Below are 15,747 nucleotides of genomic sequence, written 5' to 3'. Positions count from 1 at the left end.
TTATTAAAACAGCTTTAACTGTGCACTTTTATTAGCTTCATGCAAATTAACATTCAACTTAGGCATACCTTTATTTTTAAAGTATTTTAACCTAGCTAGTTTAACTAAATTATTAATTTGTTCGGCTATTTTACCTTCTCCATGCATACGCGTTTCGTACCTACTATCATTTAAACTTCCGCCATGGCAACTTTCAATTTGGTGCAACACTTTATCTGCTCTATCGGGCATTGTTTTCTTAATCCAATCTGTAAAAATAGCCCCAATAGCGCCGTTTAACCTAACAATTGTATGCCCAATTGAAAGCGCACCATTTTCTGCAGCTGCTTTTGCCAGTGGTAATATTTCATGACTGTTAATTGACGGAATAATGGGTGCAATCATTACATTAACAGGTATACCATTATCACTTAAAATTTTAACGGTTTCTAATCGTTTTTTTATAGTGGCTGTTCGTGGTTCTAAAACACGCCTTATATCTTCAGATAATGAGGTTATTGACATGTTTACACTAATTAAATTATCTTTTGCAAGTGCCTTCACAACATCTAAATCTCTTAAAATTAGTGTGTTTTTTGTAATAATTCCAACAGGGTGTTTATATTTTAAAAACACCTGTAAACATTGGCGTGTTATTTCAAATTGCTTTTCGGCAGGTTGATAGCAATCTGTATTTCCAGACATTACAATGGTTTTTGCTTGCCAACTTTTCTTTTTTAAAAGAGCCTCTAAAAGCTTAGGCGCATCTTTTTTAACTAAAATGCGTCTTTCAAAATCTAAACCAGCACTGTAACCCCAATATTCATGAGAATTTCTAGCATAGCAATAAATACAACCATGTTCACAACCTTGGTACGCATTCATTGAATAGGCCATACCAACATCTGTACTTTCAACCTTGTTTACAATGGTTTTAGGGAAAACCTCTAAATATTTGGTTTTATTTTTATCGGCTATTTCACCTTCTTTTTGGCAATATTCTAAGAAATCATTACGGGTTTCATGACTAAATTCAAAAAAACGATTAGAGACGTTAAGCTGTGCGCCACGTCCTTTTATAACAGACTTGGGGTTCATTTAAATAATTTATAAAATTGTTGGGAATACCTATATTTTATAAAATTACATATTATTTAAACTTATAAATGTTAAAGAAAAATTGGTTTATTAACAACTATGTATTTTGGTAAGCTTTAACTAACTTACACTAAAAATTAAACATGTGTAATACCAAACAAATAGTACAAAACATATTTAAAAACGTTACACTAACAAATAATGAATTACAAATAATTTCAAACACTTTTGAAAAAGTTTATTTAAAAAAAGATGAAACACTTTTAAAAATAAACACAACGGTAAAAAATCAATATTATGTTTACAGTGGTTGTTTAAGAACTTTTTATATTGATAAAACTGGTAAAGAACACACACTACAATTTGCTATTGAAGATTGGTGGATAAGTGATTATACCGCTTTTTTTACTTCAGAAAAAGCCATAATGAACATAGAATGCATACAAGACGCCACTTTATTTAAATTATCAAGAGTCCAAATGGAGCATTTATTACACAGCATTCCTGCCTTAGAAACATTTTTTAGAAAAAAAATGGAGCGTGCTTTTTCAAGTTTTCAAAAACGTATTTTATCAAACTTGGCATTATCTGCTCAAGAACGCTACGTTGCATTTGTAAACACATACCCAAATATTGAGCAAAATGTAAAAAATTATCATATAGCTTCATATTTAGGCATAACCACCGAAAGTTTAAGCAGAATTAGAAAAGCGTTAGCCAACAATTAATTTATTACCATACATCAATTTTTTTGTGTTCACTGCTTATTAATTTTGTTTAAAATTTAATATAGAAATGAAAAAAGCTCTTTTAATTTTTACAACGGTTGGTGTATTGTTTGCTTGTAATAACAAGTCTGAAAAAAATACAACTACCAAAGAAAAAGAACATAATAACACAGAAAAACACACAAAAATGAAACAAGTATTATTTGTATTAACTAGTCATGATGAACTAGGAGACACAGGACATAAAACAGGTTTTTGGATTGAAGAATTTGCAGCACCATACTATTTACTTAAAGATAACGGTGTACAAATAACTATTGCATCACCAAAAGGTGGGCAACCACCAATAGACCCAAAAAGTAATGAAAAAGATTTTCAAACACCAGCAACTGTTAGGTTTAATAATGATAAAGAAACACAAGCTATTTTAGCTGAAACGGTGAAATTAGAAACAGTAAACCAAACCAATTTTGATGCTGTTTTTTACCCTGGAGGTCATGGTCCATTATGGGATTTAGCCGAAGACAAAAATAGCATTGCCCTTATTGAAGCTTTTTACAATAACAATAAGCCAGTAGCTGCTGTTTGTCATGCCCCTGCGGTATTTAAAAACACCAAAAACACTAATGGAGAGCCTTTAGTTAAAAATAAAAAAGTAACTGGTTTTACAAACACCGAAGAAGAAGCTGTACAGTTAACCAATGTTGTACCATTTTTGGTTGAAGATATGCTTAAAAATAATGGTGGTGTATACTCAAAGAAAGATGATTGGAGCGCTTATGCCGTTGAAGATGGTTTATTAATTACAGGACAAAACCCTGCATCATCTGAACTGGTTGCAGAACTACTTTTAGAAAGATTAAAATAAAAAAACACTATTAAAAAGAAAAACAAAGGCTTTAGTTAAACTAAAGCCTTTATTTTTTTGTAATGTTTTATACAATTATTTACCTGGAAAGTTAGCTTTACGCTTTTCTAAAAAGGCTGTTGTACCTTCAGTAAAATCTTCAGTGCCAAAACATGCGCCAAAAGCTTTAATTTCTATATCAAAACCGTTTACGCCATCTTTATAACTTGCATTAACAGCACTAATTGCCTCAGCAATAGCCACTGAAGAATTATTGGTTATTTTACCTGCTATTTTTTCGCAAAGAGGTAATAAATCTTCTTGGGTAGTTACATGGTTTACTAAACCGTAATTTTGTGCTGTATTAGCATCAATCATACCTGCTGTCATAATCATTTCCATGGCGCGCCCTTTGCCAACCAATTGTGTTAAGCGCTGTGTGCCGCCATAACCAGGAATAACACCAAGAGACACTTCGGGTAAGCCCATTTTTGCATTATCGCTAGCTACTCTAAAATGGCAAGCCATGGCTAACTCTAAACCGCCACCAAGAGCAAAACCATTAACAGCAGCAATAACTGGCGTAGTTAAATTTTCAACAAAATCAAATAATATTTTTTGCCCTTTTGCTGCTAACGCTTCACCTTGCTCTACACTAAAATCTGCGAACTCACTAATATCTGCACCAGCAACAAAAGCTTTTTCGCCACTACCTGTAACTATTATAACCTTAGTTTTAACGTCTAAATTTGCTGCTTTAAAAGCTTCATGCAGCTCTTGTATAGTTTCTTGGTTTAAGGCGTTTAACTTTTTGGGCCTGTTAATAGTAATAGTTGTAATGTTATTACTAGTTTCAGTTAGTACATTATTAAAATTCATGTTGTTTATTGTTTAAATAATTTTAATCCTTTAATATGAAAAGTTTCAGATTCATAAAAAAGTAATGCTGTTTTTACTTTTTCATTTGATTTATCTCGTGATGATTTTGTTATGTATCTCGCTTTTGAATTGTTTAAATTTACAGAGTAGGCTGAATTTACGTCACTAGGGTTGTTTTTAAAACACACCGTTTTGTCTTGTAAAACCCATGAACCCTTACCGTAAAAATTCTCTTTTTTGTTTTTAGGAGAAATTGCCGATATATCTCTAAAAAAGTGATACAAAAAACTACCATCAGAATTCAAGTTTAGTGTCCACTTTATTTTTGTTCCATCACTAAGTTTGGGCTCATAAATATAAATACCGTTTTGTGCGTTACCACAAAGTACAGCTAAATAAACCAAAATTGTAAAAAGATGTCTCATTTATATATTTTCAGGAAATGTTACTTTAAACGTGGTTCCTCTATTTTTTTTAGTTGTAAATGTTATAGAGCCATTATAGTTTTCTACTATATTTTTAACCATAGCCAAACCAAGCCCCATACCGCTTGTTTTGGTGGTAAATTTGGGTTCAAATACTTTATCTATATTTTCTTCGGCAATACCAGTGCCGTTGTCTTCTATTGTTAAAACAATATTATTTTGGTGTGTTGAAACATTTATGGCAATTTTTGGTGTTCTGCCTTCAGGTATTGCCTGTATGCCATTTTTAACCAAATTTGTAACTACACGTATAAGCTGTGTTCTATCAAATTTAGCAATAATTTCTTCGGAATTTGATGAAAAAGCAATGTAATCTTCATTAAAAATATCGAGTGCTAATTTTATAATTTTAACTACGTTAAGTGTTTCATTTTGTTGCGCAGGCATTTTAGCAAAGTTTGAAAATGCCGATGCTATTGAACTCATGGTATCTATTTGTTGAATGAGCGTTTTACTAAATTCATCAACTTTTAAATGAATAGTTTCATCTTCAGGATCAAACTTGCGTTGAAAATTTTGCACCGTTAAACGCATGGGTGTTAAGGGGTTTTTAATTTCATGCGCTACTTGTTTTGCCATTTCTCTCCAAGCTTGTTCTCGCTCGCTTTTAGCTAGTTGTACGGCACTTTCTTCAAGCTCATCAATCATGCTATTATACGAGTTTACTAGTATTGAAATTTCATCACTTGTATCATCTATTTCAATTTTTTTATTGCGCTTTTCTAAACGGGTTGATATAATTTTATCACTAATGGCTTTTAATGATTTTGTTATAAATTTTGAAAGTAAAAATGCAATGGCAATGGCTGTTAAAAATATAACTATAAAGGCAAATGCTAAACGTTTTAAAAACTCTTCTAATTCTTTATTTAAAAAATCGTCGTTTTCTAAATATGGTAGGTTTAAAATAGCAATGGGTTTAGACTGGTTATCTGTTAAAAAGGTGTAAGATGATTGAAATGTTTCACCGTTTTCTACATGTTTATTAACATAGCGGTGTTCTGCTATTTGAGACTCGTTGTTTATTTGTACGGTGTTAAAAATGGCGTTTAGTATTTCGGCATCAATACACGTTGTTTGAGCGTCTTGCAGTAAACCTGCTTTTGATGACATTAGCAAATTCCCTTCTAAATCGTATAAATTTATTTGTAGTTTATGAATATCTGAAACGTTATAAATTTCATATTTGTAGATATAGGGTATGTTTTCGGTTTTAATTTCCCATGTGTTTTGGCGGCCGTTTAAAACGCGCTTTAAGTGGGTTTGTATGTTTTTTTCTTTACGCTCTAAACGCCCTTTATGATAGTCTTCACTTTGTTCTTTATACTGGTAAATTGCTACCGCCGATATTAATACTGATGCCAATAGCACTAGCAATATCATGGCTAAAAATATACGGGTGCGTAATGATAGTTTTTTGAAATTCATTTTAGTTTTGATGTTGCATAAATATAGCAATTATCGCACCAAACAGGCTAAGCCTAATTTAAAAAAACAAAACGGCTTTTGGTTTGTGTTAGGGATTGAGCTATTTGTTTGAAATCCTTTTTGCTTTTTAAAAAAAGTAAAAAGATTAAGTAGCGAAAGCCCGACCCGATAGGGGAACACCCAAATTATTAGGCTTCTGGGTTTTTCTCGCGTATGCGTTTGTAAATTTTAAAGCCTAACATAATTAAAATGCCTAAAATTAGCATACCTACAATGCCCCAAACCCAGTTTATACTGCTTTTTAAAATGACTAGAAATATTACGGCAAAGAGTATAAATGTGGCGCCTTCGTTCCAAATACGCATGTAACTTGATGTTTTTTTTACTACATCATTTTGCAATTGCTTGTAGTAAACATGTGTAAACCAATGATATACAAACAAAAGCAATACAAAAGTTAGTTTTACGTGCATCCAGGGTTGTTGTAACCACGCCGGATTTATTATGAGCAACCATACGGCAAAAATGGTACACAATATTGCTGATGGCCACGTTATTATGTACCACAGCCTTTTGGCCATTAGTTTTAATTGTTTGCCTAGTATTTCTTTTTCGGGCGATGGTTTGTGAAATGCTTCTATTTGGTAAACAAACAGCCTTGGTATGTAAAACAAGCCAGCAAACCATGTGATTACAAATATTAGGTGAAAGGATTTTATGTAGTTATAATAATCCATTTACATTAGTTTTTATACCAATTTGTTATCCATTTTGATAATAGATTTACAAAAGCATCATCGTCATTTAAACATGGTATGGTTGTGAATTGATTGCCGCCTACTTCATGAAAAATTTCTTCGCCTTCCATGGCAATTTCTTCAAGTGTTTCTAGGCAATCGCTCACAAATGCAGGTGTTACAATGGCCATATTTTTTACGCCTTGTTTACCTAAACGCTCAATGGTTCTATCTGTATAAGGTTGTAACCAAGGATCAAACCCTAAACGCGATTGAAATGATGTTGAATATGTACCGTCTTTTAACTGTAATTTTTCGGCAACCAAACGGGTTACTTCTAGGCATTGGTGTCGGTAACAAAACTCATGGGCTTTACTTGGTGTTGCACAACAACTACCATCTATTTTACAATGTGAATTTGTTACATCGCTTTTACGTATATGGCGCTCTGGCACCCCATGATATGAAAACAACAAATGCTCATAAGGTTTGTTTTTTAAATGATTACTTATTGAGTTTGATAACACTTCAATATAATCTGTTTTATTATAAAATGCAGGAACCGATGTTATTTTTAGGTTTGGAAAATGCAGCTCTTTAAGTTCTTCAGCTTTTACTAAAATAGTTTCGGTGGTTGCCATAGCAAATTGTGGGTATAACGGAAACAGCAAAACCTCATCAACACCTTTATCAACTAATTCTTGCAAGCCTTTTTCAATTGTCATACTACCGTAACGCATAGCTAAAGCTACAGGTATATCAACTTGTTTTTTAATTTTATTTTGAAGTCTTTCAGAAATTACAATTAGTGGCGAACCTTCATCCCACCAGATTTTTTTATAGGCTGCAGCCGATGCTTTTGGACGTGTTTTTAAAATAATGCCTCTTACAAGAAGCGCTCTAGCAACGTAAGGAATATCTATAACGCGCTCATCCATTAAAAATTCACCTAAATATTTTTTTACATCTTTAGGTTCTGGGCTATCTGGCGAGCCTAAATTTACAAGTAAAACACCTTTTTTCATGTTGTAAAAATACAACACAAATTATAAAAATGCACTTAGAATTATAGATTTAAATTATGCTTTATTTCTGTTTACTATGGTAATAAACGCTTGGTCTGTTGTCATTATAATCACAATCTTGAAAAATACCACAAGATGTGCTTTGTCTAGCTAATGATTTTGTTTGCGTGTTTTTGTTATGATATTTGTATAACGCTTCAATTTCAGGTGATAAAAACTTCATAATACTTGGGGTTTTGTATTTAAATTTATTGCAAAGTAACTTCAATTTAAAAAAATATTAAAGCTAACACCAAAATAGCTTACAAATTGTAATATTTTAACGTTAAAACACATACTGTTGTAAAGCAAAACACAAAAAAAGGTTAATGTATACATTAACAAATACAACAAAAACCCCTAATTATCAAACAAGTAACCTGTAATTTATTACACTATTTATGATAAAGACATAATGTATTTTTTAGGTGTTGTGCCGTATTTCTTTTTAAAAGCAGCAATAAAATGGCTTGAAGTGCTGTACCCTACTTTTAAACCAACTTCGTTAACGTTGTTTTCACCAGATTCTAAAAGTTTTCGGGCAAATTCCATTTTATAGTCAAAAAGAAAGCTAAAAACCGAATCGCCATAAATTTGTTTAAAACCTTCTTTAAGTTTTTTAATATTTAAGCCTATTTCATCGGCCAATTCTTGTAAAGTTGGTGGCTCTGCCATACGAGATACTATAATATCTTTTGCTTTTCTAATTTTTACAACATTAGCTTCATCAATTAAAAATGGGCACTGCTCAATATTAGCATCTTCACTTCTATTAAAATATAAACTTAAAAGCTCGTAAGCTTTTCCTTTAAAATATATGTGCTTAATAGAACTGTTTAAACTGTAGTTAATTAATTGGTTTAAAACTATGGCCATTGATGGCGAAATTACACCATCTTTATAATATTTTTTATCTCTGTTTTCTTCATTTAAAAACGAAATATAATCGGCTTCTTGAGAAAACAAACCGTGAAATTTTTTTATTGATATAAGTATTGAAACTATCCATGAATTTGGTTCAACCTGCAAGTCTATAGGTAATTCGCGTTGCGGATTGTAAAGCAACAATGAGTTTTCTTCATGAATATCTAAAACATATCTACCCTGATTAAAAACAAACTTAGTGGCACCCTTAATGCAAAAGTGAAATTGTATGTAACTGCTATCTATATCTTTAGCTACATTTTGTATTGTTGCGCCGTCATTTTTATAGGTTAAAACCAAAACACCATCATCTACAATTGTTTCGTTAAAAGTACCTGTAGCGATATTTTTTTCATCTATTTGACTATTCATAATGCAATATTATTTAGATTCATTCTACATTAAAAGCTTTTAAACCCGCTATTTCACTTCAAAAATATGACATTTATCATATTTTGCCTCAAAATAGCTTTAAAAAACTTTTAACGATACTAAAAGTTCTTTGAGCGTTATTTTTTTTTGAGCGATGCTTTTATTTTTGCTCCCCATAGTTAGGTAATTAAATGCAAAAGTATAACATATCAAAAAGTAAAAACTTTTACGCCATTGGTTTAAGTTACAAAAAAGCCGATGCCGTTATACGTGGTCACTTTAGTTTAAGTGATGAATCTAGGCTTAATTTACTTCAACAAGCTAAAGATAATGATATTGAAAGTTTGGTAGTAACATCAACCTGTAACCGTACTGAAATTTATGGTTTTGCAGAACACCCTTTTCAACTTATAAAATTACTTTGCGATAATACCGAAGGCACTGTTGATGAGTTTCAAAAAGTAGCATATGTGTATAAAAACAAAGATGCTATTAGCCACATGTTTAGAGTGGGCTCTGGTTTAGATAGCCAAATTTTAGGCGATTTTGAAATTATAAGTCAGTTAAAATCTAGCGCCATTTTATCTAAAAATAATGCACTTTTAAATCCGTTTTTAGAGCGTTTGGTAAATGCCGTTATACAAGCTAGCAAACGTATTAAAACTGAAACCGAAATTTCATCGGGCGCTACATCAGTTTCATTTGCATCTGTTCAATATATTTTAAAAAATATTGAAAACGTTTCAACTAAAAACATATTACTTTTTGGAACGGGCAAAATTGGCCGAAACACTTGCGAAAACTTGGTTAAACACACCAAAAATGAGCATATAACACTAATTAACAGAACTAAAGATAAAGCCGAAAAAATTGCAGGCAAGTTTAACTTAGTTGTTAAAGATTATGCTAATTTACAAGAAGAAATATCAAATTCTGATATTTTAATTGTTGCCACAGGTGCACACAGGCCAACTATTGATAAGCTTATTATTCAATCTAAAAAACCATTACTTATTTTAGATTTATCTATACCAAAAAACGTTAATGAAAACGTAACCGATTTAGATAATGTTACATTGGTACATTTAGATTATTTATCGCAAATGACTGATGAAACTTTAGAAAAACGCAAAGCGCACATACCGCATGCCGAAGCTATAATTAGCCAAGTTAATACAGAGTTTAATAGCTGGTTAGAAACGCGCAAGTTTGCGCCTACCATTAAAGCGCTAAAATTAAAACTAGCAGATTTTGCAACTGCTGAACTTGATACCCAACGCAAAAAATTATCAGACTTTAATGAAGAACAGGCGGCTTTAATTAGTAAAAATATTATTCAGAAAATAACCAATCATTTTGCGCATCATTTGAAAGACGATAGCAACGCAACTAATGATAGTTTAGAGCTTATTAAAAAAGTGTTTCAGCTAGAAGAACAATCTCAAAATGTCTAAAACCATAAAAATTGGCACACGCGATAGCGAATTAGCGCTGTGGCAAGCCAAAACCGTACAACAACAACTTGAAAATTTAGGGTATAAAACAATATTAGTTCCTGTAAAATCTACTGGAGATATTGTACTAGACAAACCACTTTATGAGCTTGGTATTACTGGTATTTTTACAAAAACCTTAGACATTGCCCTAATAAATAACGATATAGATATTGCCGTACATTCATTAAAAGATGTACCAACCATTTTACCAAAAAGCATTACGCAAGTAGCCGTTTTAAAACGCGGTAACGTTAATGACACGCTTGTTTTTAAAGACAACGAAGAGTTTTTGGGTGCACCAACAGCCACCATTGCTACAGGCAGCTTACGCAGGCGTGCACAATGGTTAAACCGCTACCCAACACACACCGTGGTAGATTTAAGAGGTAACGTAAATTCACGTTTAGAGAAATTAAAAAACAACAACTGGAACGGTGCCATTTTTGCAGCCGCTGGTATTGGCAGAATTGGCATAAGACCAACCGAAGCTATTAATTTAGACTGGATGATTCCTGCACCAGCGCAAGGTGCTATAATGATTGCCGCTTTAAAAGAAAACACTTTTGCTATTGAAGCTTGCCAACAATTAAACCACGAAGAAACCGAAATTTGCACCACTATTGAACGTAAGTTTTTAAATAAACTTGAAGGTGGTTGTACAGCGCCAATAGGTGCTCTAGCAAGAATTAAAGATGACGAAGTAACATTTAAAGGCATACTTTTAAGTAAAGACGGTAGTAAAAAAATTGAAGTAAAGCGTGTTGAAAAACTAGGCAACCATAACGATATTGCAACTTATGCATCAAACTATATTATTGAACGCGGTGGCAAACGTTTAATGGATGATATAAAAAACGAAGACAAAAAAACCAACGTATATTCCACAAAAGCATTAACCGAAGATCAGCGCTTACTTTTAAATGATAAAATAAAAGTAGAAAGCTCAGATTTTATAAAAACCAACCCCAACCGCATACCAAAACACGTAGTAAAAAACAGTATAGACAACGTTATAATTACCAGTAAAAATGCCGTTGATGCGCTGTTAACCAATTTTTCAAAAGAAGAATTACAGTTTAAAAATATTTATTGTGTAGGCCGAAGAACAAAGCGTTTAATTGAAAATAAAATAGGCACCGTAAAACATACCGAAAAAAACGCCAAAGCTTTAGCTAATTATTTAGTGGAATATATTGAAGGTACCACAATTACATACTTTTGTAGTAATTTAAGGTTAGATGATTTACCATCAATTTTAGAAAACAATCATATTAAAGTAAATGAAGTTGAAGCATATCAAACAAAATATGATGCAACAGAGCTTGATGACACCGTAGAAAGCGTTATGTTTTACAGCCCTTCAACAGTACAAAGTTTCAAACAAAAAAACAGCAATAACGTAATAGCATTTTGCATTGGTGAAACCACCGCTAAAGAAGCAAAAAAACATTTTACCGATGTTAGAATAGCCAAAGTACCAACCGTAGAAAGCGTTATAGAGTTGGTTAATGAGCATTATGTCTAAAGTGTCATTATAAAGTATAACAAAGTAATCACATTAAAAAAATTACCACACCGTTACTTCTAACAATGACTAGAAAAAATCATATGATAAAAAACGATTTATTTTTAAGAGCATTAAAAGGTGAAACCGTAGAACGCCCACCAGTTTGGATGATGCGTCAAGCAGGTCGTTACCTTCCAGAATTCATGGAAATTAAAGCCAAATACGATTTCTTTACACGTTGCCAAACACCAGAATTAGCCAGTGAAATTACAGTACAACCAATACGCCGTTACGGTATGGATGCTGCCATTCTATTCAGCGATATTTTGGTAATTCCGCAAGCTATGAATATTGAGGTGCAAATGAAACCAAATTTTGGACCGTATTTACCAAATCCAATTCGTACACAAAAAGATGTCGATAATGTTATTGTACCAGATGTTACCGAAGCTTTAGACTACGTTTACCAAGCCATAAAAGCCACCAAAGAAAAACTTAACAACGAAATACCATTAATTGGTTTCGCAGGTTCACCATGGACAATTCTTTGCTATTGCGTGCAAGGTCAAGGCAGTAAAAACTTCGATAAAGCCAAAAAGTTCTGTTTTACAAATCCGGTGGCAGCGCATCAAATGCTTCAAAAAATAACTGATACAACCATTGCATACCTTAAGGAAAAAGTAAAAGCAGGTTGTAACGCCGTACAAGTATTCGATTCTTGGGGCGGAATGCTTTCTCCTGAAGATTATCAAGAATTTTCATGGAAATACATTCAGCAAATTATACATGCTTTAAAAGACGATGCTCCAGTAATTGCCTTTGGTAAAGGCTGTTGGTTTGCTTTAGATGTTATGGCAAAATCTGGCGCATCTGCTTTAGGTGTAGACTGGACTTGCTCACCAAGAAACGCGCGTTATTTAACCGGTAATAACATTACGCTTCAAGGAAATTTTGACCCAACACGACTGTATTCTTCACCAGAAAAAATTAAAACTATGGTGACAGATATGATTAACCAATTTGGTAAAGACAAATACATTGTAAATCTAGGGCACGGTATTTTACCAGACATACCTCTAGAAAACGCAGAAGCCTTTATAAACGCTGTAAAAAGCTATAAAGCCTAAAATAAATTGGGCGTTACCTACTTTTTTAAGTAACAATTAGTAAAAAAATTCAACTAATAGGCATAAAAAAGTAGGTCGCGCTTTCACTACTCGCTCTCTGCGAGGAGCTCAAACAGACCGTTCAATCGCTAACGCAAAACGAAGAACGCATGCTAAAAAATATCATTTCAGGAATAAAAGCATACTTCGGTGCTTTTGGTTTAATTTCCAAACTAAAACTCTGGAAATACTTTGCTATTCCCATGCTAATTAGTTTTGTAACTGCAATATTAGTTTTTAGTACAGCCTATTCACTATCAGATAATATTGGAGCATTCATTTCCAAAATATGGATTTGGGATTGGGGACACGAAACCTTCACAACAATTAGTAGTTTTATTGGAGGCTTAATCATTATCGTTATTGGTCTTATTCTATTCAAGCACATCATAATGGCACTTTCTGCACCATTTATGAGTCCTGTTTCAGAAAAAATTGAAGCGTATATTACAGGAAAAACCATTCATTACCACCGCAATACCACGTTTAAAGAACAATTGTGGCGAGGTATTCGAGTAAATGTTAGAAATTTAGGCATGGAACTACTCTACACCATTCCTATTTTACTTTTAAAATTAATACCAATAGTTAATATATTTTCAACCATTTTACTCTTTTTAATGCAAGCCTATTATGCGGGTTTTGGTAATATGGATTACACACTAGAACGCCATTTTAAATACAAAGAAAGCATTCAATTTGTGCGTAAAAACCGTGGTTTAGCTATTGGCAACGGCATTGTATTTTTACTGTGTTTATTTGTTCCTGTTGTTGGTGTTATTTTGGTGCTACCACTATCTGTTACAGCTGCTTCTGTTAGAACCACGCAAGCATTAAACCTAAACAATACACCAGAACATGCTGTTTAGTTTTAATAACTTCGAAATACACACGATAAATAAAAAAGATGCTTGGTCTTTATGTGATTTTGCTGTTACAAACGAAGATCGATTAAAACGCTTTTTTCCTATAACCCTTCAACAGAATTTAACCCCAGAACTCTCTGAAATTTTCGCAAATAAAAAGGAAAAAGACTTTTTAAAAAAAGAAGAATTCTTATTCACCATAAAGCCTAATAATTCCCGTAAAATAATAGGCCTTATCTACTTAAAAGAATTAAATTGGAAAACAAAACAAGGTGAATTTGCTTATGCTATAGATTATAATTTTGAAGGCAAAGGCATCATTTCAAAATCTATAAAATTCTTATCTCAATATGCTTTTCAAGAATTTAAGTTAGAAACCCTTCAAATAATAGTTCATAAAACCAATTTAGCTAGTATTAAAGTGGCAAAAAACTGTAATTTTAGTTGGACTAAAACTTTAGAAAAAGCATACACACCTCCTTGTGAAAACCCTCTAAACATGGAGCTTTATCAATTACAAAAGCTATAACCTAAATGAATATTATTGAAAAATATGATAAACCTTTTCAATACGGCGCACTAGCATTAAACCTTATTATGGTCTATCAGTTTTTTATGCTTTGGTACCAACCAACACCAAATGATATAGAAAAAATAAGCTCTTTTATAACCCTTATACTTTTTGAGTTTGTATTGCTACACTCTGGAATTTTTATGGCTGCAATGCCAAAAAAATTATCACTACTCATATTCATACCTTTTTATGGTATTTTTGCTCTGGCTTTTAATAATTTCTCAAAAGACAATACAATTTTAATCCTTTATTGCTTTGTTATTTTAAACCGCATGCGTTTTGCCTTTTCCAATGTATCATCGCATATAAAAGCAAGAGTTCTATTTAATGCCATTATATCAATGATGGTTTATTTTGTTTTAATTTTTGTTGTTTTAATTTTTGAATCATTTATACCTAAACTTGGTTTAACAACCCAATTTATAAACGAAACTAACTTTTATAAAAGCATTGATGCTACTGGCGAGTTTATAGAAAAACCTCATATCTCTATGTGTTTTGGTTTTTTATATTACATTGGTCTTTCTTTTGTTGAAGCCTATTTTTTAAGTAAAAAACCTTCACAACAAACCATTAAAAAATTAAAAACAATAAAAAGTTTCAATGCTTATAAAGCTTTTAAAAACAAAGAACGTATAAGATAATGAAAAAGAAATTCTACCAATATATACAAAATTTACAAGATCGTATTACCGGAAAACTAGGAACCATTGACGGTAAAGCCAAATTTCAAGAAGATATCTGGAAACGACCAGAAGGTGGCGGCGGAAGAACCAGAGTAATTGAAAACGGAAAAGTTTTTGAAAAAGGCGGTGTAAACATTTCTGGAGTTCATGGAAAACTCCCCGACTCTATGCAGAAATATTTTGGCGTAGAAGATGCCGATTTTTTTGCTTGCGGACTAAGTTTAGTTCTGCACCCAAAAAACCCAATGGCACCAACCGTTCATGCTAATTGGCGCTATTTTGAAATGTATGACCAAAAAGGCAATATTGTTGACCAATGGTTTGGTGGCGGTCAAGATTTAACACCCTACTATCTGTTTGATGAAGATGCGAAACATTTTCATCAAGTGTGTAAAACGGCTTGCGACAACCATAATCCAGAATTTTACCCAAAATACAAAGCACGTTGCGACGAGTATTTTTACAACACACACCGTAACGAAGGTCGTGGTTTAGGCGGTTTATTTTTCGATTATTGCAAAGCAACAGAAGAAATGACCATGGAAAACTGGTACAATTTTGTTACCGAAGTTGGTGATAGTTTCCTTAATGCCTACGTTCCTATTATTGAAAAACGCAAAGATTTACCATACACCAAAGCACAACGCGACTGGCAAGAAATACGTCGTGGCCGTTATGTGGAATTTAATTTAGTACATGATAAAGGCACTTTGTTTGGTTTAAAAACAAATGGTAGAATAGAAAGTATTTTAATGAGTTTGCCTCCGCATGTTCAATGGGTTTACAATCATCAACCTGAAGCTGGAAGCGAAGAAGAAAAATTAATTAAAGTATTAAAAAATCCTGTAGATTGGGTGTAGAGTTTAAGTAAGCAACGTTTAACTTTACACTTTTAACTTTTAACTTAAAAG

General features: G+C 32.5%; 17 protein-coding genes. 9 read left to right on the top strand and 8 right to left on the bottom strand.

All coding sequences use genetic code 11. From position 1 onward, the window contains the following. Positions 1-3: 3 nt before the first annotated feature. Positions 4-1,077 carry a PA0069 family radical SAM protein gene (locus ACXAG4_RS05850; protein WP_475295136.1) on the bottom strand — a complete coding sequence of 358 codons (1,074 nt, stop codon included), beginning with the start codon at positions 1,075-1,077 and terminating at the stop codon, positions 4-6. Positions 1,078-1,220: 143 nt separating this feature from the next. Here ACXAG4_RS05850 and ACXAG4_RS05845 point away from each other — a divergent pair, with 143 nt between their 5' ends. Together ACXAG4_RS05845 and ACXAG4_RS05840 are read left to right on the top strand one after the other, a co-directional pair. Next, on the top strand, positions 1,221-1,805 hold the full coding sequence (locus tag ACXAG4_RS05845) for a Crp/Fnr family transcriptional regulator (RefSeq protein WP_475295135.1): 585 nt from the start codon (positions 1,221-1,223) through the stop codon (positions 1,803-1,805). A 67-nt stretch (positions 1,806-1,872) separates the two neighbouring features. Continuing rightward, on the top strand, positions 1,873-2,673 hold the full coding sequence (locus ACXAG4_RS05840; protein ID WP_475295134.1) for a type 1 glutamine amidotransferase domain-containing protein: 801 nt from the start codon (positions 1,873-1,875) through the stop codon (positions 2,671-2,673). Between the two features lie 75 nt (positions 2,674-2,748). Here ACXAG4_RS05840 and ACXAG4_RS05835 read toward each other — a convergent pair whose 3' ends face one another. The 7 genes from ACXAG4_RS05835 to ACXAG4_RS05805 form a co-directional block, all read right to left on the bottom strand. Next, positions 2,749-3,531 (bottom strand): enoyl-CoA hydratase/isomerase family protein, encoded by a 783-nt coding sequence (locus ACXAG4_RS05835; RefSeq protein WP_475295133.1) that lies wholly within the window; start codon positions 3,529-3,531, stop codon positions 2,749-2,751. 5 nt (positions 3,532-3,536) lie between these two features. Then, positions 3,537-3,956 carry a hypothetical protein gene (locus ACXAG4_RS05830; RefSeq protein WP_475295132.1) on the bottom strand — a complete coding sequence of 140 codons (420 nt, stop codon included), beginning with the start codon at positions 3,954-3,956 and terminating at the stop codon, positions 3,537-3,539. Further along, entirely contained in the window at positions 3,957-5,444 is a 1,488-nt protein-coding gene (locus ACXAG4_RS05825; protein ID WP_475295131.1) for a sensor histidine kinase, read from the bottom strand. A gap of 188 nt (positions 5,445-5,632) precedes the next feature. Next, the gene (locus ACXAG4_RS05820; protein ID WP_475295130.1) at positions 5,633-6,181 is read right to left on the bottom strand and encodes a CopD family protein; all 549 of its coding nucleotides are present in this window, start codon (positions 6,179-6,181) and stop codon (positions 5,633-5,635) included. A gap of 5 nt (positions 6,182-6,186) precedes the next feature. Beyond that, the gene (hemH, locus tag ACXAG4_RS05815) at positions 6,187-7,206 is read right to left on the bottom strand and encodes a ferrochelatase (protein ID WP_475295129.1); all 1,020 of its coding nucleotides are present in this window, start codon (positions 7,204-7,206) and stop codon (positions 6,187-6,189) included. A 61-nt stretch (positions 7,207-7,267) separates the two neighbouring features. After that, complete coding sequence (locus ACXAG4_RS05810; protein WP_475295128.1) at positions 7,268-7,429, bottom strand: hypothetical protein; 162 nt, start codon at positions 7,427-7,429, stop codon at positions 7,268-7,270. A gap of 215 nt (positions 7,430-7,644) precedes the next feature. Then, positions 7,645-8,541, bottom strand: coding sequence for a helix-turn-helix transcriptional regulator (locus tag ACXAG4_RS05805; RefSeq protein ID WP_475295127.1), 897 nt, complete (start codon positions 8,539-8,541; stop codon positions 7,645-7,647). Positions 8,542-8,732: 191 nt separating this feature from the next. Here ACXAG4_RS05805 and hemA point away from each other — a divergent pair, with 191 nt between their 5' ends. The 7 genes from hemA to hemF all read left to right on the top strand — a co-directional run bounded on the left by hemA (position 8,733) and on the right by hemF (position 15,696). Continuing rightward, a complete protein-coding gene (gene hemA / locus ACXAG4_RS05800; RefSeq protein ID WP_475295126.1) occupies positions 8,733-9,995 on the top strand; it encodes a glutamyl-tRNA reductase in 1,263 nt (420 codons plus the stop codon). Further along, positions 9,988-11,562 carry a hydroxymethylbilane synthase gene (gene hemC, locus ACXAG4_RS05795; protein ID WP_475295125.1) on the top strand — a complete coding sequence of 525 codons (1,575 nt, stop codon included), beginning with the start codon at positions 9,988-9,990 and terminating at the stop codon, positions 11,560-11,562. Before hemA ends, hemC begins: the two co-directional genes overlap by 8 nt. Before the next feature lie 83 nt (positions 11,563-11,645). After that, positions 11,646-12,671, top strand: coding sequence for a uroporphyrinogen decarboxylase (hemE, locus tag ACXAG4_RS05790; RefSeq protein WP_475295242.1), 1,026 nt, complete (start codon positions 11,646-11,648; stop codon positions 12,669-12,671). Between the two features lie 149 nt (positions 12,672-12,820). Then, entirely contained in the window at positions 12,821-13,579 is a 759-nt protein-coding gene (locus tag ACXAG4_RS05785) for an EI24 domain-containing protein (RefSeq protein ID WP_475295124.1), read from the top strand. Then, positions 13,569-14,105, top strand: coding sequence for a GNAT family N-acetyltransferase (locus tag ACXAG4_RS05780; RefSeq protein WP_475295123.1), 537 nt, complete (start codon positions 13,569-13,571; stop codon positions 14,103-14,105). The genes ACXAG4_RS05785 and ACXAG4_RS05780 overlap by 11 nt, the downstream gene beginning before the upstream one ends. 5 nt (positions 14,106-14,110) lie before the next feature. After that, a complete protein-coding gene (locus ACXAG4_RS05775) occupies positions 14,111-14,794 on the top strand; it encodes a hypothetical protein (RefSeq protein ID WP_475295122.1) in 684 nt (227 codons plus the stop codon). Beyond that, entirely contained in the window at positions 14,794-15,696 is a 903-nt protein-coding gene (hemF, locus tag ACXAG4_RS05770) for an oxygen-dependent coproporphyrinogen oxidase (RefSeq protein ID WP_475295121.1), read from the top strand. The genes ACXAG4_RS05775 and hemF overlap by 1 nt, the downstream gene beginning before the upstream one ends. Positions 15,697-15,747 lie beyond the last annotated feature (51 nt).

It is taken from the genome of Seonamhaeicola sp. ABD4_175 (genome assembly GCF_056160885.1).
Note: the sequence above shows the minus strand (reverse complement) of the source record. Positions and strands in the feature narration are given on the sequence as shown.

Excerpts from the sequence above, each read along its gene's own strand:
- ACXAG4_RS05850 (WP_475295136.1), bottom strand. The coding sequence starts at position 1,077 with ATGAACCCCAAGTCTGTTATAAAAGGACGTGGCGCACAGCTTAACGTC.
- ACXAG4_RS05845 (WP_475295135.1), top strand. The coding sequence starts at position 1,221 with ATGTGTAATACCAAACAAATAGTACAAAACATATTTAAAAACGTTACA.
- ACXAG4_RS05840 (WP_475295134.1), top strand. The coding sequence starts at position 1,873 with ATGAAAAAAGCTCTTTTAATTTTTACAACGGTTGGTGTATTGTTTGCT.
- ACXAG4_RS05835 (WP_475295133.1), bottom strand. The coding sequence starts at position 3,531 with ATGAATTTTAATAATGTACTAACTGAAACTAGTAATAACATTACAACT.
- ACXAG4_RS05830 (WP_475295132.1), bottom strand. The coding sequence starts at position 3,956 with ATGAGACATCTTTTTACAATTTTGGTTTATTTAGCTGTACTTTGTGGT.
- ACXAG4_RS05825 (WP_475295131.1), bottom strand. The coding sequence starts at position 5,444 with ATGAATTTCAAAAAACTATCATTACGCACCCGTATATTTTTAGCCATG.
- ACXAG4_RS05820 (WP_475295130.1), bottom strand. The coding sequence starts at position 6,181 with ATGGATTATTATAACTACATAAAATCCTTTCACCTAATATTTGTAATC.
- hemH (WP_475295129.1), bottom strand. The coding sequence starts at position 7,206 with ATGAAAAAAGGTGTTTTACTTGTAAATTTAGGCTCGCCAGATAGCCCA.
- ACXAG4_RS05810 (WP_475295128.1), bottom strand. The coding sequence starts at position 7,429 with ATGAAGTTTTTATCACCTGAAATTGAAGCGTTATACAAATATCATAAC.
- ACXAG4_RS05805 (WP_475295127.1), bottom strand. The coding sequence starts at position 8,541 with ATGAATAGTCAAATAGATGAAAAAAATATCGCTACAGGTACTTTTAAC.
- hemA (WP_475295126.1), top strand. The coding sequence starts at position 8,733 with ATGCAAAAGTATAACATATCAAAAAGTAAAAACTTTTACGCCATTGGT.
- hemC (WP_475295125.1), top strand. The coding sequence starts at position 9,988 with ATGTCTAAAACCATAAAAATTGGCACACGCGATAGCGAATTAGCGCTG.
- hemE (WP_475295242.1), top strand. The coding sequence starts at position 11,646 with ATGATAAAAAACGATTTATTTTTAAGAGCATTAAAAGGTGAAACCGTA.
- ACXAG4_RS05785 (WP_475295124.1), top strand. The coding sequence starts at position 12,821 with ATGCTAAAAAATATCATTTCAGGAATAAAAGCATACTTCGGTGCTTTT.
- ACXAG4_RS05780 (WP_475295123.1), top strand. The coding sequence starts at position 13,569 with ATGCTGTTTAGTTTTAATAACTTCGAAATACACACGATAAATAAAAAA.
- ACXAG4_RS05775 (WP_475295122.1), top strand. The coding sequence starts at position 14,111 with ATGAATATTATTGAAAAATATGATAAACCTTTTCAATACGGCGCACTA.
- hemF (WP_475295121.1), top strand. The coding sequence starts at position 14,794 with ATGAAAAAGAAATTCTACCAATATATACAAAATTTACAAGATCGTATT.